The following is a 23,189-nucleotide window of genomic DNA, read 5'->3' as shown; positions in this document are numbered from 1 at the left end:
CGTCAGAGCTCGGCGAACATGTCCGGCACGGACAGCTCCCCGGTGATGGTGCCGTACTTCCGGGCGCTGGCGGCCAGCTCCTCCTGGGCCTCCAGGTTGAAGTCCGCACGGAACCGCGGCAACTTGATCTGCTCCAGGACCTCCGGCGGGGTCTGGGTGTAGGTTCCGGTGATCCGCCGGACCTCGTCCGGGTTCTGCTGGGCGTACTCCAGACCGCGGACGAGCGCCTCGCGGAAGGACCGGACCAGGTCGGGATCCTTCGCGAGGGTGTCCTCGCTGGCGAAGTAGCCGCCCGTGTCCAGCTCCGGATTGGCCTCGGCGTACGGCCACGCCACGGCCACCATCCCGGAGGCGAGGGCGGGGGTGACGAAAGGTTCCACCACCACGCCGGCGTCCAGCTGCCCGTTCTCCAGGGCCGCCTGGACGTCCGGGAAGCCCATCTCCATGAACTCCAGGGTGCTCCCGTCGCCGCCGGCCTTGTCCAGGGCCTGTCGGCAGGCGGTGTCGCCGATGTTGGCCAGCTGGTTCGAGGAGAGCAGCTTGCCCTCCAGGTCCGTGATGGTCTTGAATCCTGAACCGGGGGCGGCGATCAACGCGACGTTGTCATGGCCCGGTTCACCGGTGGTGGTGGAGCCGGAGCAGAAGAACTTCAGTCCGATGCCCTGGGACCGCGCGACCATCATCGAGACCACGTTGCCGAAGGCAAAGTCGAACTGGCCCGAGGAGACGCCGGGGAAGGAGATCGCCCCGCCCGAGGTGTTCTCGATGGTGACGTCCAGGCCAGCCTCCTCGAAGAACCCCTGCTCCTTCGCCAGATGCAGGGGAGCGACGTCGACGATCGGGATCGCACCGACCGTCACCGCCCGCAGGTCTCCGGACCCGCCGGCTGAGTCGCCCGTCCCGGGGGATGCCCCGGCCCCCCCGCCGCCGGAGGGGTCACCCGATCCGCAGGCGGCGGCGGTGGTGGCCACCAGGGCGGCCGTGCCGACGGTCAACAGCCGCCGGCGGGACAGAGAGGTGTTTCGCGTGTTCATGGGTGTCCCTCGCTACTCGCTACTCGCTACTCGCTACTCGATGGCCGGTGACCCGGCTCGTTACTCGCCGTCCGCGAAGCTGTGCGCCAACACCCAGGAGGGGAAGTCGGCGATCTTCGCATCGATGAGGATGGGGCGGTCCCGCGGGCCGTCCAGCCACTGCTGCACGGGGGACAGGTCCGACTCCTGCCGCACGGTCACGGCGGCGCAGCCGAAGCCGGCGGCGATCGCCGCGATGTCCGTGGGCGGGAACTGCACGGTGCCCAGCCGGTCCGTCTCGTGGACGAAGTGGTGCACCTCGGCCCCGTAGGCGGCGTCGTTGTAGACCACCACCATCAGCGGCATCTTCAGCCGCACGGCGGTCTCCAACTCGACGAGGGACATCAGCAGCCCGCCGTCGCCCACTCCGGCGATGGCGATCCTCTCCGGAGAGGCCAGCTGGGAGCCGATCGCACTGGACAGTCCCAGCCCGATCGACTGGAATGCCAGCGGCACGCAGTACCCGGTGTTGTCCGGCACCCGGAAGTGCATGGCCGGGTAGGCGTTGAAGTTGCCGCCGTCCGGCACCACCACGCGCTCCATCGGTACCATCTCGTCCAGCCGGTTGGTCAGCAGCCGGGGGTCGATCCGTCCGCTGTCCGGTTCGCCGGCCACCACAGGCTCCGAGACATCCTCGTAGGGCTGGTCGCGCCAGTTCAGCGACTCGGCCACCCGAGCGCGGGTCTCATCGGTCCGGTAACCGGTGCGCGAGGTCTCGGAGCCCAGCCGCGAGGCCAGGGCGAGGTCCACCGCGGCGGCGGTCAGGCCGGCGTCGCCCAGGATGGTCAGGTCCACCGGGTAGTGGAGGCCGAACGCACGCGGGGTGTCATCCACCTGGATGACGGTCTTGCCGCGCAGCAGCGTGCCGTCCCGGGTGGTCCACCGGTTCAGGGCGGCGCCGAAGACCAGCAGGACATCGGCCTGGGCCACCAGCTCGGCGGCACCGTCCGTGGAGAAGCCACCCATCACATCGAGGTGCCACGGGTCCTGGTGGAACAGGCCGCGGCCCACCGCCGAGGTGGTCAGCAGCGCGCCGGCCCGTTCGGCCAGGGCACGGAGGGGCCCGACGCCGGCCGCGGCGCCTCGGCCGCCCACGATCACCGGGCGCTCGGCGCCGGCCAACAGCCCGGCGATGCGCTCCACGGCCTCCGGGGAGGCACCGGCCGGGGTGGGTGCCACGGGCGGGGCCACCTGCTCCACGAGGGCCAGCTGGTCCTCGGGGATGGTCCCCTCCTGCACGTCCAGCGGCATGGACAGCACCACGGTGCGCCGGTCGTTGACGGCGCGGGTCACGGCGCGGATGGTGTCCTGGACCGCGGAGGCGGGGGAGTGCAGCCGCTCGGCCACCGCCCCCATGCCCTCCACGACCTGGTCCTGGTCGATGTAGAAGTTGGAGCCGTACTGCCCGCCCGGGGTGTCTCCGGAGATCACGAGCACGGGGGTGCGGGACTTGGCGGCCTCCCCGATCCCGGTCAGGGCGTTGGAGAGCCCGCAGCCCTGATGGACGGTGACCACGGAGAGCCGGCCGGTGGAGCGGGAGTAGGCGTCCGCCATGCAGGCGGCGCCCATCTCATGCCGGGACGCGGTGAAGGGGATCCCGTCCGGCCGCTCTGCGCTGGGGGCGATCAGCGCATTCGTGGCCCGGAAGTTCCCGGAACCGACCACGCCGAACACGTGGGCGGCGCCCATGCGGGCGATGATGCGGCCGACGGCCTCGCTGACCTTCAGGGGTGCGGCGGTTGCGGTGTCGGCGGTCTGGGTGCTGGTCACAGCGGTCACGGGGTCTCCTCCGGCAGCAGGGCGTCCAGGTCTGGGGCGTCGTCGATCACGCCGTACTTCACGGCGGCCTCGCCCAGGGCCGCCATGGCCTCCCGGGAGAAGTCGGCGTTGAAGCGCGGCAGGGTGATGCGGTCGAGGATCTCGGGGTCCATCTCGGTGTACTCACCGATGACCTCGCGGACCACCTCCGGGTTCTCCTGGCTGAACTCCATGGACTTGCGCATGGCGCGGGTGAAGGCCGCCACGTCCTCCGGACGCTGTTCGATGGTCTCCTCCGAGGTGAAGTAGCCGCCGATGTCCAGGTCCGGGTGCGCCTCGGCGTACGGCCAGGAGACCGCCTTGAGGCCGGCATCGAGGGACTGGGTCAGGTAGGGCTCGAGGACCAGGGCGGCCTCGACCTGACCGTTCTGCACGGCTGCTGCGGCGTCACCGAAGGCCAGCTCGATGAAGTCCACCTCCGAGCCGTCCGCCCCGGCGTTGTCCACGGCCAGGCGGATGGCGGTGTCGCCGATGTTGAGCAGGTTGTTCGAGGAGGCGGTGTGCCCCTGCAGGTCGGCCGAGGTCTCGAGATCGGAGTCCTCGAGCGCGACCACGGCGGCGAAGTCCTTGCCCTCCTCGCCGGTGGTGGTGGTCCCGTTGGCCACGTACTGCAGAGGAAGTCCCTTGTCACGGGCCACCATGAGGGAGACGGTGTTGCCGAAGGCGAAGTCGTAGTCGCCGGCCACCACGCCCGGCACCGCGATGGCGCCGCCCGAGGTGTTGACGATCTCGACGTCCAGGCCCTCGTCCTCGAAGAAGCCCTCCTTCACGCCCACGTGGATGGGGGCCACGTCCCCGATGGGGATGGCGCCGACGGTGATGGGGGTCAGCTCACCGGAGGCCGCTTCGGAACCGGTGCCGGCCGATGCGGTGTCCCCTGCGCCGCCCGAGGGCGAACCGGAGCCGCAGGCTGCCAGGCCCAGGACGAGGGTGAGGATGCCGGCTCCCGCAGTGAGACGGCGGACCGGGCCGAGGCGGATGGGGGGTGCGGTGTTCCATGAGGGGATGATCATGATGGCACCGTATGAGGAAAATCACGGTTGGTCCAATGATCATTCCGTCCATCACCCATAGGCCTTGTCTATAGGTCGCGGAGCAGGTCCACCACCCACGGGACGAACCACGCCGTAGCGGCGGTGAGCGCGTAGGGGGCGGTGTAGGCATGGACGGTGACATCCGTGTCCTCGAAGGGCAGGGGCCATTCGCTGAGGTCCCACGTGCGGAGCCATTCGGGCAGCAGGATCTGCGGGACGAAGGCCAGCAGGTCGGTTCCCGCCACCAGCGCCGGGATGGTGGAGAACGTGGAGACCGCCACGGAGCCCGCGGCCGGGGTCGGCATCCGGGATTCGACGAGGGTGTGGCCCGTGGAGCCGCGGATCACCACCCGGGCGGCGCCGGAGAGCTCAGCGGCGGTCGGCGCCTCGGGCCCCAACCGGCCGGTCCGTGCCACGCAGACGTACCGGTCGCGCCTCAGGGGCAGGGCTCGAACGTTGCCAGCCGGTGGGGTGGAAGCGATGGCGAGGTCGAGGGCGCCGGAGACCAGGTCCTCGGCCGCGGAGTTGGTGTCCAGGGGCACGACGTCCAGGCTGCACCGTGGCGCGGTGGCCGCCAGGGCGGGGACGAGGCGCGGCAGGAAGACCAGCTGGCCGAGGTCGGTGAGGGCGATCCTGAAGGTGGTGGTGGCCCGGGCCGGTGTGAAGTCGGTGAGCCCGGCCACGGCGGCGTCGGCCGCCGCCGGCAGGGAGGCCACCTCGGCGTAGAGCTGCCGGGCGGCGCGGGTGGGGCGGACGCCGCGGCCGGAGCGGGCGAAGAGTTCGTCCCCCGTGGCCCGGCGCAGGCGGTTCACCGCGTGAGTGATGGACGGCTGGGTGAGGCTGAGTTTCTCGGCGGCTGCCGTGAGCGTGCCCTCTTCCATCACGGCCACGAACACCCGGATGAGGTTCAGGTCCAGCATGACGCCTCCTTCCGGCCATCGTCCGTCCATCGTCCGGCCATCGATGACGTGCATGGGACCCATCAATCAATTGAGGGATATAATCGTTGATGTCTTGAACTAAACCGAATCCCTGACTAGGCTGGCCATAGCCTGTGGGTCGGGTCACAATATTGTTGACGAAACTGTCAGCATAGCCGTCCCTTACCGACCATCCCCTGTCGCGAGCGGAGCACCTCGATCGATGACTGAATCTGTACCGTCCACCGGCGCGCCGGGCCCTAGTGGCCCGGGCGGGTCCGGAGACCCCCACCGCGAGACGGAGATCGAGCGCCTGCACCGGCTCGAGGCCTCCAGCGGTTCCGATCGTCGCCGCGGAGATGTCCGGCGCCATACCGATGCCTCGACGGTGGCGGGTCTGGATATCGGCACCCGTCCGGATCCAGCGGCACCACCGACCTCGTATGCGCAGACCGGGGTGACCGGGCGACCGACGTCGTCCGGTCCGTCCCGGGCCAAGCGCAAGCCGCGCCGGAACTGGGGCACCAAGTCCCTGGGCCTGATCGGCCTGCTGGGATTCCTGGTGATCTGGGAGTTGTTGCCGCGCACCGGGATCGTGAACGGGACGTTCCTGCCGCCGGCCTCGGCCGCGATCGCGGACCTGTTCCGCAACTTCGGGCTGACCGCGTTCTGGCAGGCGGTCGGTGACACCATGTGGCAGTGGCTGCTGGGCATGCTGATCGCCTGCATCGCCGCCGCCGTGCTGGGGTTCATCATCGGTTCCTCCACGTTCCTGCGCCGGTTCACGAACTCGACCATCGAGTTCATGCGCCCGGTGCCCTCCGTGGCGTTGATCCCGCTGGCGGTGCTGCTGTTCGGCGTGGAGATCGAGTCGGCCCTGCTGCTGATCGTCTACGCGTCCTTCTGGCAGGTGCTGATCCAGGTGCTGTACGGGGTGGCGGATGTGGACAACGTGGCCATGAACACGGCCCGGTCCTACGGTCTGGGCCCGATGGCGCGGTTGCGTTACGTCATCTTCCCCACGGCGCTGCCGTACCTGATGACCGGTGTGCGCCTGGCCTCGGCCGTGGCGCTGATCCTGGCCATCACCGCCCAGCTGATCATCGGCAACCCGGGTCTGGGTGCTGAGATCGCCAAGGCCCAGTCCGGTGGTTCCTATGTGGCCATGTACGCCCTGATCCTGGCCACCGGCCTGCTGGGCGTCATCATCAACCTGGTCATGCGCATGATCGAGCGCCGGGTGCTGTCCTGGCATTCCTCGGTCCGAACGGAGGTCGCCAAGTGAGCGCCACAGCTACTGTTTCCGCCCCGAAGCGTCCGAGCCCGGGTGCCAAGCGCGCCACCGGGGCGTTGAAGGGATTGTTCTTCATCGCCGCGTTGCCGGTGATCCTGGTGCTGATCTGGTATTTCTCCACCGCGTTCGGTGAGAAGAACTTCTTCGTGCCCACCCCGGCACTGCTGTTCGAGACCTTCTTCGAGACCTGGACCGAGGACCGGATCACCACGGACATGATCCCGTCCCTGATCCGGCTGCTCTGGGGCGTGGCCGGCTCGATCATCATCGGGATCGTGGGGGGCCTGCTGATCGGCTCCGTGCGCTGGCTGCGGGCGTTGACCGAGCCCACGCTGGAGTTCTTCCGGGCGATCCCGCCGACCGTGTTGATCCCCGTGCTGATGCTGCTGATCGGCATCGGCGACGACATGAAGATCGCGGTGATCATCTCCGGTGCGGTCTGGCCGATCCTGCTGAACACCATCGAGGGGGTGCGGTCCATGGACGAGGTCCTGGCCGACACCACGCACACCTACGGGATCAAGGGCTTCAACCGGGTCCGTTACCTGATCCTGCCCTCGGCGATGCCGCAGATCATGGCGGGCATCCGCCAGTCCCTGTCGATTGCGCTGATCCTGATGGTGATCTCCGAGATGTTCGCGGCCTCCTCGGGGCTGGGCTTCACGATCGTGCAGTTCCAGCGGTCCTTCGCGATCCCGGAGATGTGGTCCGGCATCGTGTTGCTGGGCATCATCGGCGTGATCATGTCCTTCATCTTCCAGCTGATCGAGCGCAGCGTGCTGCGTTGGTACCACGGCCTGAGGGAGATCGAGAATGCAGCCTGAGCCCGTGCACCCCGAGACCCCCCACGCAACCCCCACTGAAAAGGGAGCCACCATGACTTCTGAGCAGAACTCCATCAACGCGGCGCCCGAAGGCCTGGTCGTCTCCCAGGGCGGCGTGGCCGATACCCCGGACGGGCGTATCACCGTGGGCAAGACCATGCCGGACGGTGAGGCCATGCTGGCCGTGCGGAACATGAAGAAGGTGTACCACACCGACGGCGGTGACATCGAGGCCGTCCGCAACCTCACCTTCGACCTGCCCCAGGGCCAGCTGGCCTGCCTGGTCGGGCCCTCCGGCTCGGGCAAGACCACCCTGCTCAAGTGCATCGCCGGCCTGCTGGACCCGACCTCCGGTGAGGTCACCCTGCATGGCAAGAAGGTCACCGGCCCGCCGAAGTCCATGGCCGTGGTCTTCCAGGAGTACGGCCGGTCCCTGTTCCCGTGGATGCGGGTGCGGGACAACGTGGAGCTGCCGTTGAAGAACGCCGGCATGGACAAGGCCAAGCGGGACGAGCTCGTGGACAACGCGCTGGAGGCCGTGGGCCTGGCCCACGTGCCCAAGTCCTACCCCTGGCAACTCTCCGGCGGCATGCAGCAGCGCGTGGCCATCGCCCGCGCCGTGGCCTACCAGCCGCAGGTGCTGCTCATGGATGAGCCCTTCGCCGCGGTGGACGCCCAGACCCGCGCCGACCTCGAGGACCTCGTCCGGGATGTCTGGAAGAAGCTCGGGGTCTCCATCCTGTTCGTCACCCACGACATCGACGAGTCGGTCTACCTGGGCGAGCGCGTCATCATCCTGTCTTCCTCACCCACCGTGATCCAGGAGGACCTGCTGATCGACCTGCCCGCCGAACGCGACCAGCTCGAGACCCGCTCCTCCAAGCGGTTCGCCGAACTGCGCCACCACGTCTACGAACAGATCCAGCTCGCCAAGAAGGGCTTCCGCCCCGAAGACTCCATCGCCAAATAGCGGACCGGTTACCCCATGATCTGCGGGCAGAAGGGACTGGTCCCTTCTGCCCGCAGGGCGTTAAGGGGTATCCGGATCGCCGAAGACGTCGTCTTCCGCTCCCATCACGATCCGATCCCCGGGCGTGGCATTCTGGAGGACCCGGGTGACCGTGTCGAGGTCGGTGGACACGCATCCCCAGGACTCGGTGAGTCCGGCATGCAGGAAGATCGCGAAGGACCGCCCGGGTTGGGCCACCGCATCCGGCGGCCGGTTGAAGTTGATGACGACGGCCTGCTCGTAGAGACCGGACTGCATGAGCCGCCAGAGGTCCTCATCGGGCCATTCGCCCGGCCCCTCGAAATACTGGTTGAAGTGGTTCGAGTCCTCCCGCCCACCCCATCGGCTCTCCGGGGTCAGCGTGTGGTACTCCAGCTCCGTCCCGGGATCGCTGCGGCCGAATCCCTCGGTCATGGTGTAGGAACCGGTCGGGGTCTGCAGCGTGTTGACCTCGGTGGCGTCCTCAGGCCCGAACCCGCCTGAGCCGACGTAGCCGGCTGTGGCCCATTCCTCGACATAGCTTCCATTCGTGCTCAGGCAGCTGGTGAGGACCACCTCGGTGTCGTCACGCTCGTGGGCCACTGCGAACAACACGCGCACGGCGTCGTCGGTCACGAACTGCACCCGGCCCTCGTTGAGTTCGTGACAGGGCCCCTCGGTGGTGGCCGCGGATCCCCCGGTGCGTGCTTCGGGGTCTCCTGCACTCCAGGAGGAGGGCGAGGTCGCTAGAGACGCCGAGGCCTCCGGTTCGATGATGGTGCAGCCAGCCAACAGGACCATCAGCACGGCGCCCACAACCGCCGACGTACCCTGGGCCGCCGAACGGGCAGGGGGCTGTCGGGACAACGGGGGGTCGCTCGGTGCGGGGCGCGGAGAGCGCCCTCGAAACCCGGTGGGTGCCATATTCACACCTTCTATTGTGTCCCAATTGTCCGGGCAATCAGGGGGTGGTGCCGATGCCAATTTCTGATGCAGTATTCCGGTGCTGCTCCGTGGCGTATGGGGACGTGTCGCTGAGTGAACTCGCCGAGGCCCTACTGATTCGTCATGATTCGTAAACCAACAATTCTTCGCATTGCACAGTGTTCCGGATCTGTCAATACTCTATTTCGAGTTATACCTTCGTGACATGGGCGGGGATCGAAATAGGGGTATCGAACCGGCCCGGATTTGGCACGGCCGAGTAGGGGTACGGGCCAGCATCCACGTGTATCCGGGCAATTAACGAGTATGCCGATGGCTATGGCTGCGTAGGTCCGGGTCTTAGGCTCGAATGTCGAGGCATGGTCGCGAAGCGAGCCGAATCCCAGAATCTCCGGCGCTGCGTTGACGATGTCCACACCGAACTGCCCGCCATTTCGCCTTCACCCGAACGCGAGATGTCCGGACAGCTGCCGTCTTCACTGAACCAACGGGGTAGGAATTTGACACTGCAGGATCAATCGAAGCCGGCTGAGCGCTTTTCCGGAGACGCCGGGAACAGCCTCGCGGACACAGTCCCCAAGGCCAGTCATCGGAATCCGACGCCGGGACCTGGCGGCTTGGCCCTGTATTCCGGCGGCCAGGCCGCCGAGAAGCGCACCCTGGTGGACATCCTCCGCTCCACCATCGCCGCCTACCCGGGCGCCTCCGCCATCGACGACGGGTCCACCTGCCTGAGCTACGCGGAACTCGGCGAACGCATCGACGAGATGGCCCGTCGTTTCTGGTCCATGGACATCGGTGCCGGCGACCGCGTCGGCGTCCGGGTCCCCTCCGGCTCGGTGGACCTGTACATCGCCATCCTCGGGACCCTCTTCGCCGGAGCGGCTTACGTCCCGGTGGATGCGGACGAACCCGACGAGCGCGCGGCCACCGTGTGGGCCGAGGCGTCCGTGTGCGCCGTCATCACAGAGGGCCTGACGATTACGGCCCGGACTGGTGTGCCCACCACCGGAGGCAGCCCGGAACCACACCCCAGCGATGACGCCTGGATCATCTTCACCTCCGGCTCGACCGGTAAGCCCAAAGGCGTCGCCATCAGCCACCGGTCTGCCGCCGCATGGGCCGACGCCGAGGCCGAGATGTTCCTTCCGGAGGCCCCCCTGACGCGGGGTGACCGCGTGCTGGCCGGACTGTCCGTGGCCTTCGATGCCTCCTGCGAGGAAATGTGGCTGGCCTGGCGCAGTGGTGCCTGCCTGGTTCCCGCCCCGCGGTCGCTCGTCCGGTCCGGCGCCGACTTGGGCGACTGGCTCGCCGAACGCGACGTCACGGCCGTTTCCACGGTGCCCACACTGGCCGCCATGTGGCCGCAGGAGGCCTTGGACAACATCCGCCTGCTGATCTTCGGCGGGGAGGCCCTCCCCGCCGAGTTGATCACCCGGTTGGCCAGCCCTACCCGTGAGGTCTGGAACACCTACGGCCCGACCGAGGCCACCGTCATTGCCTGCGGCGCCGCCCTGGACGGCACCGGCCCCGTGAGCATCGGCCTGCCGCTGCGCGGCTGGGACCTCGCCGTCGTGAACGCCGACGGCGAACCCGTCGCCTGGGGCGAGACTGGCGAACTGATCATCGGCGGAGTCGGCCTCGGACGGTACCTGGATGCCGAGAAGGATGCCGAGAAGTACGCCCCGATGCCCACCCTCGGCTGGGACCGGGCCTATCGGTCCGGTGACCTCGTCGTGGCCGACCCGGAAGGCCTGCTCTTCGTGGGCCGGTCCGACGAGCAGGTCAAGCTCGGTGGACGCCGCGTTGAACTCGGCGAGATCGACGAGGCCCTCGGCGGCCTCGACGGGGTGGCCGCCGGTGCCGTCGCCGTACAGCACACCCCCAGCGGCAACAAGGTCCTGGCCGGTTATCTCCTGCCCAAGCCGGGCATCACCCTGGACATCGGCGAACTGCGGAAACGGCTCGCGGAGCAGTTGCCGGCACAACTCGTACCGGCCCTGGTCATCATGGACGAGCTGCCCAAGAAGACCTCCGGAAAAGTCGACCGCAAGGCCCTGCCGTGGCCCGTGGCAACGGGTGATGGTTCCGGACACCAGCTGACCGGCACCGAGGGCTGGATCGCCGAGCTGTGGACCGAGCTGCTCGGACCCGTCCCGTTGGACGGTGAGAGTGACTTCTTCCAGTTGGGCGGCGCCAGCCTGGCCGCTGCGCAACTCGTCGGCAAGTTGCGGACGCAGTACTCCGATGTCTCGATTGCCGACATCTACGACCACCCCACCTTGGGTAACCTTGCGGCGCGTCTTGAAAGACTGGAGTCCGAGGACACGGAAGTCCAAGACACCCGCCCCACGCCATGGTGGACGGGGCTGTTCCAGGCACCCGTCATCATCGGCCTCTACGCCATCACCGGCCTGCGCTATGTCACCGGCATGGCCATCGTCAGCTGGATGCTGTCCAACCTCACAACCGTGGCGACCTGGATGCCCGATCCGCCACTCATCCCGCTCCTGCTGGCGTGGTTGGTCTTGTTCAGCCTGCCCTCGCGGATCCTCTTCGCCGCCGGCGCCGCGCGGACCCTGACCCTGGGCATCGGCCCCGGAACGTATGGGCGAGGGGGGTGGGTCCACCTCCGGCTGTGGGCGGCCGAGCGGATCGTGACCTTCGGGAAGCTCGAACCGATCATGGGGACACCGCTGGGCACCTGGTACGCGCGACTGCTGGGATGCAGGATCGGCTACGGCGTGCACCTGGACTCCCTGCCCCCGGTGACGGGCCTGCTGACGGTCGGTGACGTGGCCTCGATCGAATACGAAGTGGACCTGGCCGGCCATTGGCTCGATGGTGACAGCGTGCACGTCGGTGAGCTCCACGTCGGCGAAGCCGCCCGCGTGGGCACCCGTTCGTTCCTCATGGACGGAGCCCGAATCGGTGACTCCGCCGAGGTGGAACCGGGCACCGTGGTGTCCGGGACCGTCCCCGACGGCGAACGCTGGGCCGGTTCCCAGATGGAATACGTCGGCGAGGCCGGCGAGGAATGGTCCGAGACCCTGCGCAGCCGCAATGCCAAGCCTGCGGTCGCCATGCTCTATCCCCTCTCCCTGTTCGGCATGGCCCTGATGCCGATGGTCTCCGCGGTGCCCGGCGCCCTGGTGGTGATCCCCGTGGTGCAGGACATCACTGCGATGTCCGAGATGCTCCTGGCCCTGGCGGCCTGGGTGCCGGTGTTCCTGGTCCTGACCGTCCTCACCTTCCTGTCCATGACGGCCGGCACCGTCCGGCTTCTGGCCCGCCTGCTCGTCCCGGGGATGCACCAGCTGCATTCGGTGACTGGATGGGCCGCCTGGCTGAGCAACCAGCTCCTGGCCAAGACCCTCGTCTCCGTCTATCCCCTCTACGCCAGCGTCCTCACCCCGCTGTGGATGCGGATCCTTGGCGCCACGGTCGGCAGGCATGTCGAGATCTCCACCATGGAGACCATTCCGCACCTGACCACCCTGCAGGACCGCTCCTTCATGGCCGACCACTCCATGGCCACATCCGTACGGGTCCGGGGCGGCTGGCTGCACCTGGGGCCAGCCTCAGTCGGCCGGAAATCCTTCGCGGGCAACTCCAGCATCATCGGTGCGGACCGGTACATTCCGGACAACTCGCTGGTCGCCGTCCTGTCCTCCGCCCCGCAGGACATGCCGGAGAGCTCCAACTTCTTCGGCCGCCCGGCCAAGGAGCTGCCCCGCCCGGTGGACAATGCTGCATCCGACCTGACCTATGACCCGCCCCGGAACCTGGTGGCGGCCCGCGCCGCCGTCGAGGTCTTCCGGTTCCTGCCCCTGGTCATCACGGCTTGGATGGCACTGGCCTGCGTGGGGGTGCTGGCACAGGTCTACATCTCCAGCGGCATGGGGGCCATGCTCCTGGTGGCCGGACCGGTGATGATGGCCAGCGCCACGGTGGCGTGCGGCATCGCACTGGTGGCCAAGTGGGCCCTGGTCGGCCGGTTCAAGGCTGAACAGCACCCGCTGTGGACGTCCTTCATCTGGCGCAACGAGCTGGCCGATGTCTTCTCCGAATCCCTGGCCGTCCCCGGACTCGTGCGGATGAGCCTGGGCACACCGATGCTCAACATCTGGCTGCGGCTCATGGGTGCCCACGTCGGCCGGCGGGTGTGGTGCGAGACCTGGTGGCTTCCGGAGTTCGACCTGATCCACATTGGCGACGGCGTCAGCATCAACCGCGGCACCGTGCTACAGACGCACCTGTTCCATGACCGGATCATGCGCTTGGACCACGTGCGGATGGAGGACTACTCCACCCTCGGCCCCAACAGCATCCTGCTGCCTGGCAGCGCCGTGGAGGACCACGCCACCGTTGGCCCCGGCTCCCTGGTCATGGCCCAGGAGTCCGTTCCGGCGAACGGCCGTTGGGCGGGCAACCCGATCAGCCGCTGGGACCGCAAGTGGACACCCGGCTCGGGACCCTCCGTGGCCGGCCCGGTCCCGGAACCCGCCATCAGCCAACCCAGCCCACGCAGTACCACCGAAGATTCCGCCGTTGAGGCCCGGATCGAACAGGGGACCCAGTCATGATGAATCACCACGCCAGCCACCGAGAGATTCCATCAACAGCTGGGCCCGACGCCGGCTCGGCCTTTCCGCTGGACGCCGAGAATTCCTTCGGCCGGGTCATCACCGCCATGGTGACCCCTTTCGAAGCCGCCGGAGGCGTGGACGACGTCGCGGCCGAGCGGTTGGCCACGTTGCTGACCCGGCCGGGCTGGAACGATGCGGTGGCCGTCAACGGGACCACGGGCGAGTCGATCTCCACGGATGATGCCGAGAAATCTCGGATGATCGCCGCGGCGAAGCGGGCCACGGCGGGCACCGGCCGCAAGGTGATCGCCGGGGTCGGCTCGGGCAGCACGCGGCACAGCGTCGAGCTTGCCGAGAAGGCAGTCGAGGCCGGTGCGGATGGACTGCTGGTGGTGGCTCCCTACTACTCACGGCCGACCCAGGCCGGACTGCTCGAACACTTCCGCGCCATCGCCCAGGCCACGCCGCTACCGGTGATGCTCTACGACATCCCGAAGCGCACCGGGGTCGCGATCGAACCGCACACGCTCCGGGCCGCGGCCGAACACCCCCGGATCATTGCCGTCAAGGACGCGAAGGGTGACTTCGAAGCGGCCACGGAAGTCATGTCCACCACGGGACTGGCCTTCTACTCCGGTGACGACTCCCTGAACCTGCCCTGGCTGTCGGTGGGAGCCACGGGCTTCGTCTCCGTGGTGGGCCATGTGGTGGGTGATCGCCTGTCCACCCTGGTGCGCCTGTTCGACGAGGGCCGGAACGCCGAGGCGCTGGCCCTCCACCGGGACCTCCTGCCGATCTGCATGGGGATGTTCCGCGCCCCCGGAGCCGCGTCCGCCAAGGCGGCACTGGAAATGCTCGGCGTTCAGGCAGGCTCCGTCCGGCTACCGCTGGTGGGACTCACCGTAGACCAGCAGCGCGCCATCCATGCCGACCTGGCCGCCACCGTCACCGCCGGGTTCTTCGCCCCGATGGACGAGCCGGGTGCCCCTTCCGAGCTCGGGCTCGTCCCCGAACGTGGACTCCTCCCCGCCCTGGCCGCCGCGAAGGTGCCAGCGGAGTGAGCCCATCCCAGAGAATGGAACCCGCTGTGCCCGAGAAAGTCACACCGGCCACGAAAGACCGCACGCGTACCCGGAAGGTGCGCATCGTCGGCGTGGACGCCGCCCGGGGGCTGGCCCTCGTCGGCATGATGGCCGTCCATGTCCTGCCCGCGGTCAGCGACGACGGGGACCCGACCCTGGTGTGGCTCCTGGGCTCGGGCGTTGCGGCGGCACTGTTCGCCTTCCTGGCCGGTGTCTCGCTGTCCCTGTCCACCGGCGGCAGCACGCCGCACCGGGGAAGGGTGCTGAACGGTTCGAGGATCGCCACGGCCGTGCGAGCCGGGATCCTGATCGCGCTCGGCCTGCTGCTGGCGGTCGCGGACCCGCCGGCCGGGATCATCCTGGCCTACTACGGGGCGATGTTCCTGATGGCCTTGCCGCTGCTGGGTGCCGCGACGGGGACGCTGATCGGACTGGCCGGGGTGTTTGCCGTCATCGGCTCGATCTTCGTCCTCGCCACATCCGGGAGGATGCCGTCCCTCGGCGGATTCGACCCCTCGCTGACCACGCTGCTGACGGAACCGGACGCCACCTTCAGCGCCGTGTTCGTCACCGGGACCTACCCGGCCCTGGCTTGGATGACGTTCATCTGCGCCGGGATGGCCGTCGGACGGCTCAACCTGAGCGTGCGGGACACCCAGCTCCGGCTCGTCGTGGGCGGGCTGGTCACGGCGCTGGTCAGCTGGGCCGTCTCGACCGTCGCACTGGAGACGATGGGTGGCTTCCGCCGCATCCTGGAGACCACGCCGGGACTGTCCGAGGGGACGCTGACCCAGATCATGATCTGGGGCTCGGACTACGAATCCACACCAACCTCCTCTGGCTGGTGGCTGTTCGCCCTGTCCCCGTATTCCGAGACCCCGCTGGAAATGCTCAACGTGCTGGGCTGGGCCGTCGCCGCCTTTGGCGCCATGCTGCTCGTGGGCTCCAGGGCGGCCTGGCTGGTGAGGCCTCTGGCCCTGCTGGGCACGATGACGCTGACGCTGTATTCACTGCACCTGCTCTTCATCTCCACCCACCTGCTGGAGTCCCTCCCGTACCTGTCCTTCTGGCTGCAGGTGGCGGCAGGCCTACTCTTCGTGGTCCTGTGGCGGAACATCTCAGAGTGGTCCCAGGGGCCGCTGGAATGGGTCCTGGCCACATGCTCCACCCGGGCCCGCGATCGGTTCCTGAGGCCCGCACCCCTGAAGTGATCCGCACCGCGCGGTGGGGCCAGTGTCCTACGTTACGGTGTCCAGGAGTGTGCCATGCTTCCCGGGGAGGCCAGCCTTCATCCATACTTAAGGTGTGACAAATGATTCTGAGGCCCGGGACCGTGCAGGGCGAGCCCTCTATGAGCAGGGCCAGGCCATGCTGCCCGGATTGGGCCAGCCCCCGGCCCCGGGGTGGGAGGAGCTGGACGAGTCCGTCCGGGAGCGCTGGCGGCGCAATGCCGCCGGCCAGGCCGTCGTCACCGGGCCGACAGCCCCCCAGGCCATCCCCAGCCCCACTCATGGGGCCGAACATGGCACACCCCCTGACTCCGTCCCCGCCCAGCAGGAGTCCGACGCCGATCCCCTGTCCGCCCAGTCGCCACGCACCCGGCACTGACTGAGACACCGCTGACCCCCAGATGGAGCCGAGACCGGCGAGCCCCGGCGCTCCGGGGGACACCACCCTGGACCGTTTGATCCGGATCCTGGGTGCCTTTGACGCGGACCGGCAGACGCTCTCGGTCTCCGCCCTGGCCCGCCGTGCGGCCATCCCCCTGCCCTCCGCCTACCGCTGGGTGGACCGGCTTGCGGCAGCCGGGCTGCTGGAGCGGACGGAGGGCGGTGCCGTCGGTCTGGGGATGAAGCTCTGGGAGCTGGCCTCCCGCTCCAGCCCCGGCACCTCCCTGCGCCGGGCCGCCATGCCCTACATGGATGATGTGCAGGCCGTGCTGCGCCAGCACACCCAGATCGCCGTGCTGGATGATGCCGGGGTGCTCGTCCTCGAGCGGCTCTCCGCCCGCGGGGCGGTGCCCAACCAGGCGACCATCGCCGGCCGGATGCCCACCTTCACCACCTCACTCGGCCTCGTGCTGCTGGCCTTCGCGCACCGCCACGTCACGGAGTCGTTCCTGGCCGCGCACGCCGCGGAGCTCGGCGCCCCGATCCCCTCTCCGGGGCACGAGGGCAGCGCCCGCGGCGTGGTGAACCCGACGGAGGCGGAACTGCGGCAGCAGTTGGCGGAGATCCGCCGCCAGGGCTGGTCCGCCGTGGACGGCCAGGTGGACTCTGAGGCCACCGGAGTGGCCGTTCCGGTGTTCTCGCCGGACGGCCAGGCGATCGCGGCCCTCGGCGTCGTGGTGCCGAGATCCTCGGAATTCCGGCCCGGGCTGGCGCCGATGCTCCTCGCCGCAGCCCGTGGCATCAGCCGTGTCCTGAGCCCGCGGGATGCCATGCCGGCTGCCGACGCGGTCTTCCCTCAGCACCCGCCGATCACCCTGCCGGGATCTCGGAGGTTGCCCGAGGCCCGGGCATGACCCGAGCTCCGGGCTGGTCCCGATCGTGACCTGAGTCGCGGCCATGATTCTCACTGAGTGAGAATGACCTCCGTGTTCGGCTGTACGCTCCATCACACTGGTGGTGAGACGGAACCCCGCGCGGCGCGGACCGCAGTGCTGGCGACTGCCAGCCCGAGTGCCGGCCCTGACGCAGGTGTTCCCGGAATGCACCCCGGCGCAACGAAGGAGTTGGAATGGCAGATCGCGTAGACACGCCACTGGTCACCCGCACGAAGGTCGGCATCGTCGGAGGCGGCCCCGCCGGGCTGTTGCTCTCCCACCTGCTGTCCCAGCAGGGCATCGAGAACGTGGTGGTGGAACTCCGCGATTACGAGACCATCAAGCACACCCACCGTGCCGGCATCCTCGAGCAGCAGGCCGTGAAGATGCTGACCGAGTCCGGGGTGGACGGCCGCGTCCTCACCACCGGTGATGAGCACGAGGGCATCGACCTGCGGTTCAAGGGCGAATCGCACCCGCTGAACTTCCCCGACCTCGTGGACGCCACCGTCACCCTGTATGCCCAGAACGAGGTCTTCGTGGACCTCGCCGCGGCCCGGAAACGGGACGGTGGCGATGTCCGCTACGAGTCCGAGGTCATCGGGGTGGCAGACCTGAAGTCGGACCTGCCGGTCATCCGCTACAAGGACGTCTCCGCCGGCGCCGACCCGGACACCGTGTACGAGATCCAGTGCGACTACCTCATCGGCACCGACGGATCCCGGTCCTTCTGCCGCCGGGCCGTCGGCACGGAGGAGGGCCACCAGGACTTCAAGATCGAGTACCCCTTCGCCTGGTTCGGCATCCTGACCGAGGCCCCCAAGTCCTCCCCGGAGCTGATCTACGCGAACTCCCCGCATGGCTTCGCGCTGATCTCCCAGCGCTCCGAGACGGTCCAGCGCATGTACTTCCAGTGCGATCCGGCCGAGAAGGTCGAGGACTGGTCGGATGACCGCATCTGGTCCGAGCTGCAGAAGCGCGTGGACGGCCCGGACGGCTTCCAGCTCAAGACCGGCCCGATCTTCGACCGGACCGTGTTGGGCTTCCGCTCCTTCGTGCGGGAGCCCATGAGCCACGGCAACATGTTCCTGGCCGGAGACGCCGCCCACACCGTCCCACCGACCGGGGCCAAGGGGCTGAACCTGGCCTTCTCGGACGTCAAGGTGCTCTTCGAGGCCCTCGACTCCTTCTACTCCACCGGCTCCCGCGAGCTGTTGGACGGCTATGCCGAGACCGCCCTGAAGCGCGTCTGGAAGGCCCAGAACTTCTCCTACTGGATGACGTCCATGCTGCACACCCGTGCGGACGCCAACCCGTTCGAGACCAAGCGCGCCCTCGGCGAGCTCGAGACCGTCACCTCTTCCCGGTTCGGCCAGCAGTACCTGGCCGAGTCCTACACCGGCTGGCCGCACGCCTGATCCGGTTCCACCCCACGCTGTACCGCACGCTGTACCGCAACACCGCCGTCCCACCCACCACCCACTGCAACACCGTAGAAAGGAGTAGCCCGTGAGCAACCAGAACACCGGTCCCGTCGTCGAGGACGACGAGACGTTCGACAACAGCCACGTGCTCGACCCCGCCGCGACGCAGGACTCCCAGGAGACCATCAGCGCGGAGATGAAGGCGATCCACGATTCGGCCTCCGGGGAGACCCAGCCGCGCGTGAACTTCCCCCCGTACCGCAGCTCACTGCTGCGCCACCCCACCAAGGACATGCACCACGCCGACCCGGAGACCATCGAACTGTGGTCCCCGGCCTTCGGTCACCGTGACGTGCACACCTTGGAGTCCGACCTGACCATCCAGGGCAACGCCGAGCCGATCGGTGAGCGCATCAAGGTGCGCGGCCGCGTGCTGGACGGCGAGGGCCGTGCGGTCCGCAACCAGCTCGTGGAGGTCTGGCAGGCCAACGCCGCCGGCCGCTACGTGCACAAGCGCGATCAGCACCCGGCTCCGCTGGACCCGAACTTCACCGGGGTCGGCCGCACGATCACCGATGACCAGGGATTCTACGAGTTCACCACCATCAAGCCGGCGCCGTACCCGTGGAAGAACCACCACAACGCCTGGCGCCCGGCCCACATCCACTTCTCGCTGTTCGGGACGGACTTCACGCAGCGCATGATCACCCAGATGTACTTCCCGGGCGATCCGCTGTTCAGCCTGGACCCGATCTACCAGTCGATCACGGACCAGAAGGCCCGCGACCTGCTGGTGGCGACGTACGACCACAGCGTGTCAGAGCACGAGTGGAACACGGGTTATTACTGGGACATCGTCCTGACCGGCAGCAACCGTACCTGGATGGAGGACGAGCACGATGCGCATTGAGAAGACCCAGCTTGAATCGGCACGGACGGGCGGCGAGAAGCTCGCGCCCACCCCGGGCCAGACCATCGGCCCGTTCTTCGGCTATGCCTCCGGGTACGAGAACGTGCACATCCCCTTCCGGGACGGCCAGCACCTGGTGAGCCCCGCCAGCCCGAGGGCTGTGCGCCTGACCGGCACCGTCTACGACGGCTCCGGGGCCCCGATCCCGGACGCCATGGTGGAGATCTGGCAGGCGGACGAGAACGGAAAGATCGTCCAGGAGACCGGTTCGCTGGTCCGTGACGGGTGGACGTTCACCGGATGGGGCCGCGCCTGTGCGGACAACGTGGGCACCTACACGTTCTCCACCGTGAACCCCGGTCCCACGGAGGAGGGCAAGGCGCCGTTCATCCACGTGGTGGTCTTCGCCCGTGGCCTGATGAACAAGCTCCACACGCGGGCCTACCTGCCGGAGGACACCGCCGCCCTCGAGAAGGACACCCTGCTGTCCTCCCTGGACGCGGACCGCCGTCAGACCCTGATCGGCGAGCGGGAGGCGGACGGCACCCTGCGGTTCGACATCCGTCTGCAGGGCGAGGGCGAGACCGTGTTCCTCGAGTTCCCCGGCATCGAGTACCCGCAGCACGGCTGAGTCCCGGCTCTGAGAAGCACCCCAGGTGGCCCGGTCAGCCCCCCGCTCCGTGACGGAATACGGACGCACGGGGGCTGCCGGGCCATCGGTGCGGATAGCCTAGATGCCAACCACCTCAACCCCAGGAGCGCGCCCCCCGATGCCCACGTCCGAGCCAGAGTCCGAGTCGACCTCTCAGAGTTCCGCGGCCGGGCCGGCCGCGCAGGCATCGCTGGCCGAGGAGTCCGACGTCGGCCTGTTGGATCCCCTGCCCGCCGGCACCCGGGCGGCCCTGCAGTGCTCGGACGGCGCCTACCTGCGCCACCTGCTGAGGATCGAGGCGCAGTGGACCTCCGTGCTGGCGGACCACGGCATCACCACCCGGGAGCACGCCGAGGCAGCCGCCGCGGCGGCCGATCCGCACGCCTACGACCTGCTGTCCCTGGCCCACGCCGGCCAGGACGGCGGCAACCCCCTCATCCCGGTCCTCAAGGCGATGCGCGCCCGCGTCACCGCGCTCGTGGGGGCTGAGCAGCCCGGCACCCCCGGCACGGGCGGGTCCGCATCGGCCGCGCTGCACGTGGGCGCCACGAGCCAGGACATCATGGACACCGCCATGATGATGATGGCCGCCCGGGTCTCGGCGACCGTCCTGGCCGACCTGCGCGCCGCCGTCGGGTCCCTGGCCCAGCTGTCCACCGAGCACCGCGAGACGCCCATGGTGGCCCGGTCCCTCGCCCAACACTCCCTGCCCTCCACGTTCGGGCTGCGCGCCGCCGGATGGATGTCCGGGCTGGCCCAGGCCGGACGCCGGCTCGAGGCGGCCACCACGGCGCTGCCCCTCCAGTGGGGCGGTGCCGCCGGCACCATGGCCGCGCTGGCCGGCCGGCTGGAGCGCGAGCGGCGCCGGGGCACGCTGGCCCCCGGCGTGGACGCCTTCACCCTCGTGCAGGACCTGGCCGCCCAGCTCGGCCTGGCCGCCCCCGCCGGCCCCTGGCACACCAACCGGATGCCGATCACCGGGGTGGCCGCGGCCCTGGCGGACGTGGTGGCGGCCTGCGGCAAGATCGCCAATGACGTCCTGATCTCCGCCCGCATCGAGAACGGCGAGCTCGGGGAGCCCCTGGCCGCCGGCCGGGGCGGATCCTCGGCCATGCCCCACAAGCAGAACCCCGTACTCTCCGTGATGATCCACGCCGGAGCCCTCTCCACCCCCAGCTCCCTCGCCCAGGTGCTGACGGCCGCCGGGGCCGCCAACGAGGAACGGCCGGACGGCGCCTGGCACGCCGAGTGGCCCGCCCTGCGCCAGCTGATGCGCACCGCCGGGGGCGCCGCCGCCCGGACCGCCGAACTGGTGGGCGGGCTGCGGGTCAACACGGACCGGATGGCGGAGAACCTCAACCTGGTGGGGCCGCTGCTGGTCTCCGAGCGGTTGATGGCCGAGCTGGCACCCCTCCTCGAGGAGCAGGCCGGCGGTGAACCCGGCTCCGGCAAGGCCCGGCTGCAGGACATCGTGGACCGGTCGCTCGCGGCCGGCCGTCAGTCGGGCGGCCAGGGCGGCGGCAATGCCGGCGGCGAGGACAGCGGCGCACCCGATGTCCGCACCCTGCTCCGAGCCGAGCTGCCCGCCTCCGTCACGGACGACGAGCTGGACGGACTGCTCGATCCGGCGAACTACACCGGGGAGGCCACCACATTGGTGGACCGCCTGGTGGCCGAGTACCGCGGGTTCGCCGACTCCTGACCTCCCCACAGACCACGCAGACCACGCAGACCACGCAGATCGACCACGCAGAATGGAGCACCACGTGAGCACACCCGAGATCACCGCGATCCGGCTCTCCGGCCAAGGCGAGGCCGGCCCGGACAAGGACATCCTGTTCGTCGGCGCCGGCCTCGGCACGGGCGTCCAGGCCTTGTGGGCGGACGCCGCCGACGAGCTGGCCGACCGCTTCCACGTCATCGGCTGGGACCTTCCCGGTCACGGCCAGTCCCCGGCCCACAACGAGCCGACGTCCATCGCGGACCTGGCCAACGCCGTCGCGGATCTGGTCCGGGCCCAGCACGCCGCCGGGACCATCCCGGCCGGTGCCAAGGTCTACTACGCCGGGGTCTCCGTCAACGGTGAGGTCGCCCTGCAGCTCGGCCTGGACCACGGGGAGCTGTTCGACGGCATCGCCGTGATCTGCTCCGCCGCCACCATCGGCGACCCCACCGCCTGGCACGAGCGGGCGGCCTACGTGGAGCAGGCGGGGACCCCCACCATGGTGGCCGGCTCCGCCGAGAAATGGTTCGCGAAGGGCTTCATCGAGAAGTACCCCGAGCGCTCCACCCGCGTGCTGCACACCCTGCAGGAGGCCGACCGCTTCTCCTACGCCCGGCTGTGCGAGGCCCTCGCCGGCTTCGACGTGCGTGAGCGTCTGGGGGAGATCACCACCCCGATCCTCGCCCTGCACGGTGCGGAGGACGCCGTCTGCCCGCCCGCCGACGGCGAGGCCATCGCGGCCGGCGTGGTCAACGGCACGGCCCGGGTGCTGCAGGGCGTGGCCCACCAGGCCCCCCTCGAGAAGCCGGAAGAGACAGCCACGATCCTCAAGGAGGCCTTCAGCGCATGAGCGAGCAGCAGAACGACCAGCAGGACCAGCAGCCGGTGGGTCACCAGATGGACCGCACCTCCCAGGAGGTCTACGACGCCGGCATGGCCGTGCGCCGCGAGGTCCTCGGCGCCGCCCACGTGGACCGCGCCGAATCGAACAAGGACGAGACCACCGAGGACTTCCAGAACCTCATCACCCGCTACGCCTGGGGCACCATCTGGACCCGCCCGGGCCTGGACCGCCGGATGCGTTCGGCCGTCACGATCTCCGCGATGGTGGCCGGGGGATACTGGGAGGAGGCCGCCATGCACATCCGCGCGGCCCTGCGCAACGGCCTGAGCCGGGATGAGATCAAGGAGATCCTGCTCCAGACCGCCATCTATGCCTCCGTCCCCGCCGCCAACATCGCCTTCAAGCTGGCCCAGGACGTCTTCGCCCAGGTGGACGAGGACCTGGCCGCCGGCAAGGACCTCTAGACACCGCCCCGCCCACACCAGCTCAGCAGAGCAGTCCACCAGAACACCACATCACCAGAT

The 23,189-nt window shown here is 69.0% G+C and carries 19 protein-coding genes; 14 read left to right on the top strand and 5 right to left on the bottom strand.

The window, feature by feature from the left end; translation table 11 throughout:
* Positions 1-2: 2 nt before the first annotated feature.
* The 4 genes from ACSU1G_RS06220 to ACSU1G_RS06205 all read right to left on the bottom strand — a co-directional run bounded on the left by ACSU1G_RS06220 (position 3) and on the right by ACSU1G_RS06205 (position 4,845).
* Entirely contained in the window at positions 3-1,034 is a 1,032-nt protein-coding gene (locus ACSU1G_RS06220; RefSeq protein WP_439279050.1) for an ABC transporter substrate-binding protein, read from the bottom strand.
* Between the two features lie 60 nt (positions 1,035-1,094).
* A complete protein-coding gene (locus ACSU1G_RS06215; protein ID WP_439279049.1) occupies positions 1,095-2,852 on the bottom strand; it encodes a thiamine pyrophosphate-binding protein in 1,758 nt (585 codons plus the stop codon).
* A complete protein-coding gene (locus tag ACSU1G_RS06210) occupies positions 2,849-3,904 on the bottom strand; it encodes an ABC transporter substrate-binding protein (RefSeq protein ID WP_439279048.1) in 1,056 nt (351 codons plus the stop codon). Before ACSU1G_RS06210 ends, ACSU1G_RS06215 begins: the two co-directional genes overlap by 4 nt.
* 68 nt (positions 3,905-3,972) lie before the next feature.
* Positions 3,973-4,845 (bottom strand): LysR family transcriptional regulator, encoded by an 873-nt coding sequence (locus tag ACSU1G_RS06205; protein ID WP_439279047.1) that lies wholly within the window; start codon positions 4,843-4,845, stop codon positions 3,973-3,975.
* Positions 4,846-5,377: 532 nt separating this feature from the next.
* On the opposite strand from ACSU1G_RS06205, the gene ACSU1G_RS06200 reads away from it, so the two are divergent.
* The 3 genes from ACSU1G_RS06200 (at position 5,378) to ACSU1G_RS06190 (ending at position 7,933) form a co-directional block, all read left to right on the top strand.
* Positions 5,378-6,130 carry an ABC transporter permease gene (locus ACSU1G_RS06200; protein ID WP_439279408.1) on the top strand — a complete coding sequence of 251 codons (753 nt, stop codon included), beginning with the start codon at positions 5,378-5,380 and terminating at the stop codon, positions 6,128-6,130.
* A gap of 65 nt (positions 6,131-6,195) precedes the next feature.
* The gene (locus ACSU1G_RS06195; RefSeq protein WP_439279407.1) at positions 6,196-6,963 is read left to right on the top strand and encodes an ABC transporter permease; all 768 of its coding nucleotides are present in this window, start codon (positions 6,196-6,198) and stop codon (positions 6,961-6,963) included.
* A gap of 157 nt (positions 6,964-7,120) precedes the next feature.
* Positions 7,121-7,933 (top strand): ABC transporter ATP-binding protein, encoded by an 813-nt coding sequence (locus tag ACSU1G_RS06190; protein ID WP_439279406.1) that lies wholly within the window; start codon positions 7,121-7,123, stop codon positions 7,931-7,933.
* A gap of 60 nt (positions 7,934-7,993) precedes the next feature.
* Here the strand turns inward: ACSU1G_RS06190 and ACSU1G_RS06185 are convergent, their stop codons facing one another.
* Complete coding sequence (locus ACSU1G_RS06185) at positions 7,994-8,752, bottom strand: L,D-transpeptidase family protein (RefSeq protein ID WP_439279046.1); 759 nt, start codon at positions 8,750-8,752, stop codon at positions 7,994-7,996.
* Positions 8,753-9,513: 761 nt separating this feature from the next.
* Here ACSU1G_RS06185 and ACSU1G_RS06180 point away from each other — a divergent pair.
* The 11 genes from ACSU1G_RS06180 to pcaC all read left to right on the top strand — a co-directional run bounded on the left by ACSU1G_RS06180 (position 9,514) and on the right by pcaC (position 23,129).
* Entirely contained in the window at positions 9,514-13,482 is a 3,969-nt protein-coding gene (locus tag ACSU1G_RS06180; protein WP_439279045.1) for a Pls/PosA family non-ribosomal peptide synthetase, read from the top strand.
* Positions 13,479-14,546: a 4-hydroxy-tetrahydrodipicolinate synthase gene (gene dapA, locus ACSU1G_RS06175; protein ID WP_439279044.1), complete on the top strand. Its 1,068-nt coding sequence runs from the start codon at positions 13,479-13,481 to the stop codon at positions 14,544-14,546. Before ACSU1G_RS06180 ends, dapA begins: the two co-directional genes overlap by 4 nt.
* Before the next feature lie 26 nt (positions 14,547-14,572).
* The gene (locus tag ACSU1G_RS06170) at positions 14,573-15,778 is read left to right on the top strand and encodes a heparan-alpha-glucosaminide N-acetyltransferase domain-containing protein (protein WP_439279043.1); all 1,206 of its coding nucleotides are present in this window, start codon (positions 14,573-14,575) and stop codon (positions 15,776-15,778) included.
* 94 nt (positions 15,779-15,872) lie between these two features.
* A complete protein-coding gene (locus ACSU1G_RS06165; protein ID WP_439279042.1) occupies positions 15,873-16,175 on the top strand; it encodes a hypothetical protein in 303 nt (100 codons plus the stop codon).
* Positions 16,176-16,197: 22 nt separating this feature from the next.
* Positions 16,198-17,091 carry an IclR family transcriptional regulator gene (locus ACSU1G_RS06160; protein WP_439279041.1) on the top strand — a complete coding sequence of 298 codons (894 nt, stop codon included), beginning with the start codon at positions 16,198-16,200 and terminating at the stop codon, positions 17,089-17,091.
* 215 nt (positions 17,092-17,306) lie between these two features.
* The gene (locus ACSU1G_RS06155; RefSeq protein ID WP_439279040.1) at positions 17,307-18,530 is read left to right on the top strand and encodes a 4-hydroxybenzoate 3-monooxygenase; all 1,224 of its coding nucleotides are present in this window, start codon (positions 17,307-17,309) and stop codon (positions 18,528-18,530) included.
* 202 nt (positions 18,531-18,732) lie between these two features.
* Positions 18,733-19,446 carry a protocatechuate 3,4-dioxygenase subunit beta gene (gene pcaH / locus ACSU1G_RS06150; protein WP_439279405.1) on the top strand — a complete coding sequence of 238 codons (714 nt, stop codon included), beginning with the start codon at positions 18,733-18,735 and terminating at the stop codon, positions 19,444-19,446.
* On the top strand, positions 19,436-20,077 hold the full coding sequence (gene pcaG, locus ACSU1G_RS06145) for a protocatechuate 3,4-dioxygenase subunit alpha (RefSeq protein WP_439279039.1): 642 nt from the start codon (positions 19,436-19,438) through the stop codon (positions 20,075-20,077). Before pcaH ends, pcaG begins: the two co-directional genes overlap by 11 nt.
* Before the next feature lie 139 nt (positions 20,078-20,216).
* Positions 20,217-21,800 (top strand): lyase family protein, encoded by a 1,584-nt coding sequence (locus ACSU1G_RS06140; protein ID WP_439279038.1) that lies wholly within the window; start codon positions 20,217-20,219, stop codon positions 21,798-21,800.
* Positions 21,801-21,864: 64 nt separating this feature from the next.
* Positions 21,865-22,671: an alpha/beta fold hydrolase gene (locus ACSU1G_RS06135; RefSeq protein WP_439279037.1), complete on the top strand. Its 807-nt coding sequence runs from the start codon at positions 21,865-21,867 to the stop codon at positions 22,669-22,671.
* A complete protein-coding gene (gene pcaC / locus ACSU1G_RS06130) occupies positions 22,668-23,129 on the top strand; it encodes a 4-carboxymuconolactone decarboxylase (RefSeq protein WP_439279036.1) in 462 nt (153 codons plus the stop codon). Before ACSU1G_RS06135 ends, pcaC begins: the two co-directional genes overlap by 4 nt.
* Positions 23,130-23,189: the final 60 nt, after the last annotated feature.

Source organism: Microbacterium sp. A93 (assembly GCF_051842835.1).
This window is presented reverse-complemented; position numbering and strand designations above follow the sequence as displayed.

Coding starts and splice junctions, on each gene's coding strand:
- ACSU1G_RS06160 (WP_439279041.1), top strand. CDS start 16,198: ATGGAGCCGAGACCGGCGAGCCCCGGCGCTCCGGGGGACACCACCCTG.
- pcaC (WP_439279036.1), top strand. CDS start 22,668: ATGAGCGAGCAGCAGAACGACCAGCAGGACCAGCAGCCGGTGGGTCAC.
- ACSU1G_RS06210 (WP_439279048.1), bottom strand. CDS start 3,904: ATGATCATCCCCTCATGGAACACCGCACCCCCCATCCGCCTCGGCCCG.
- dapA (WP_439279044.1), top strand. CDS start 13,479: ATGATGAATCACCACGCCAGCCACCGAGAGATTCCATCAACAGCTGGG.
- ACSU1G_RS06190 (WP_439279406.1), top strand. CDS start 7,121: ATGCCGGACGGTGAGGCCATGCTGGCCGTGCGGAACATGAAGAAGGTG.
- pcaG (WP_439279039.1), top strand. CDS start 19,436: ATGCGCATTGAGAAGACCCAGCTTGAATCGGCACGGACGGGCGGCGAG.
- ACSU1G_RS06140 (WP_439279038.1), top strand. CDS start 20,217: ATGCCCACGTCCGAGCCAGAGTCCGAGTCGACCTCTCAGAGTTCCGCG.
- ACSU1G_RS06220 (WP_439279050.1), bottom strand. CDS start 1,034: ATGAACACGCGAAACACCTCTCTGTCCCGCCGGCGGCTGTTGACCGTC.
- pcaH (WP_439279405.1), top strand. CDS start 18,733: ATGAAGGCGATCCACGATTCGGCCTCCGGGGAGACCCAGCCGCGCGTG.
- ACSU1G_RS06205 (WP_439279047.1), bottom strand. CDS start 4,845: ATGCTGGACCTGAACCTCATCCGGGTGTTCGTGGCCGTGATGGAAGAG.
- ACSU1G_RS06185 (WP_439279046.1), bottom strand. CDS start 8,752: ATGGTCCTGTTGGCTGGCTGCACCATCATCGAACCGGAGGCCTCGGCG.
- ACSU1G_RS06155 (WP_439279040.1), top strand. CDS start 17,307: ATGGCAGATCGCGTAGACACGCCACTGGTCACCCGCACGAAGGTCGGC.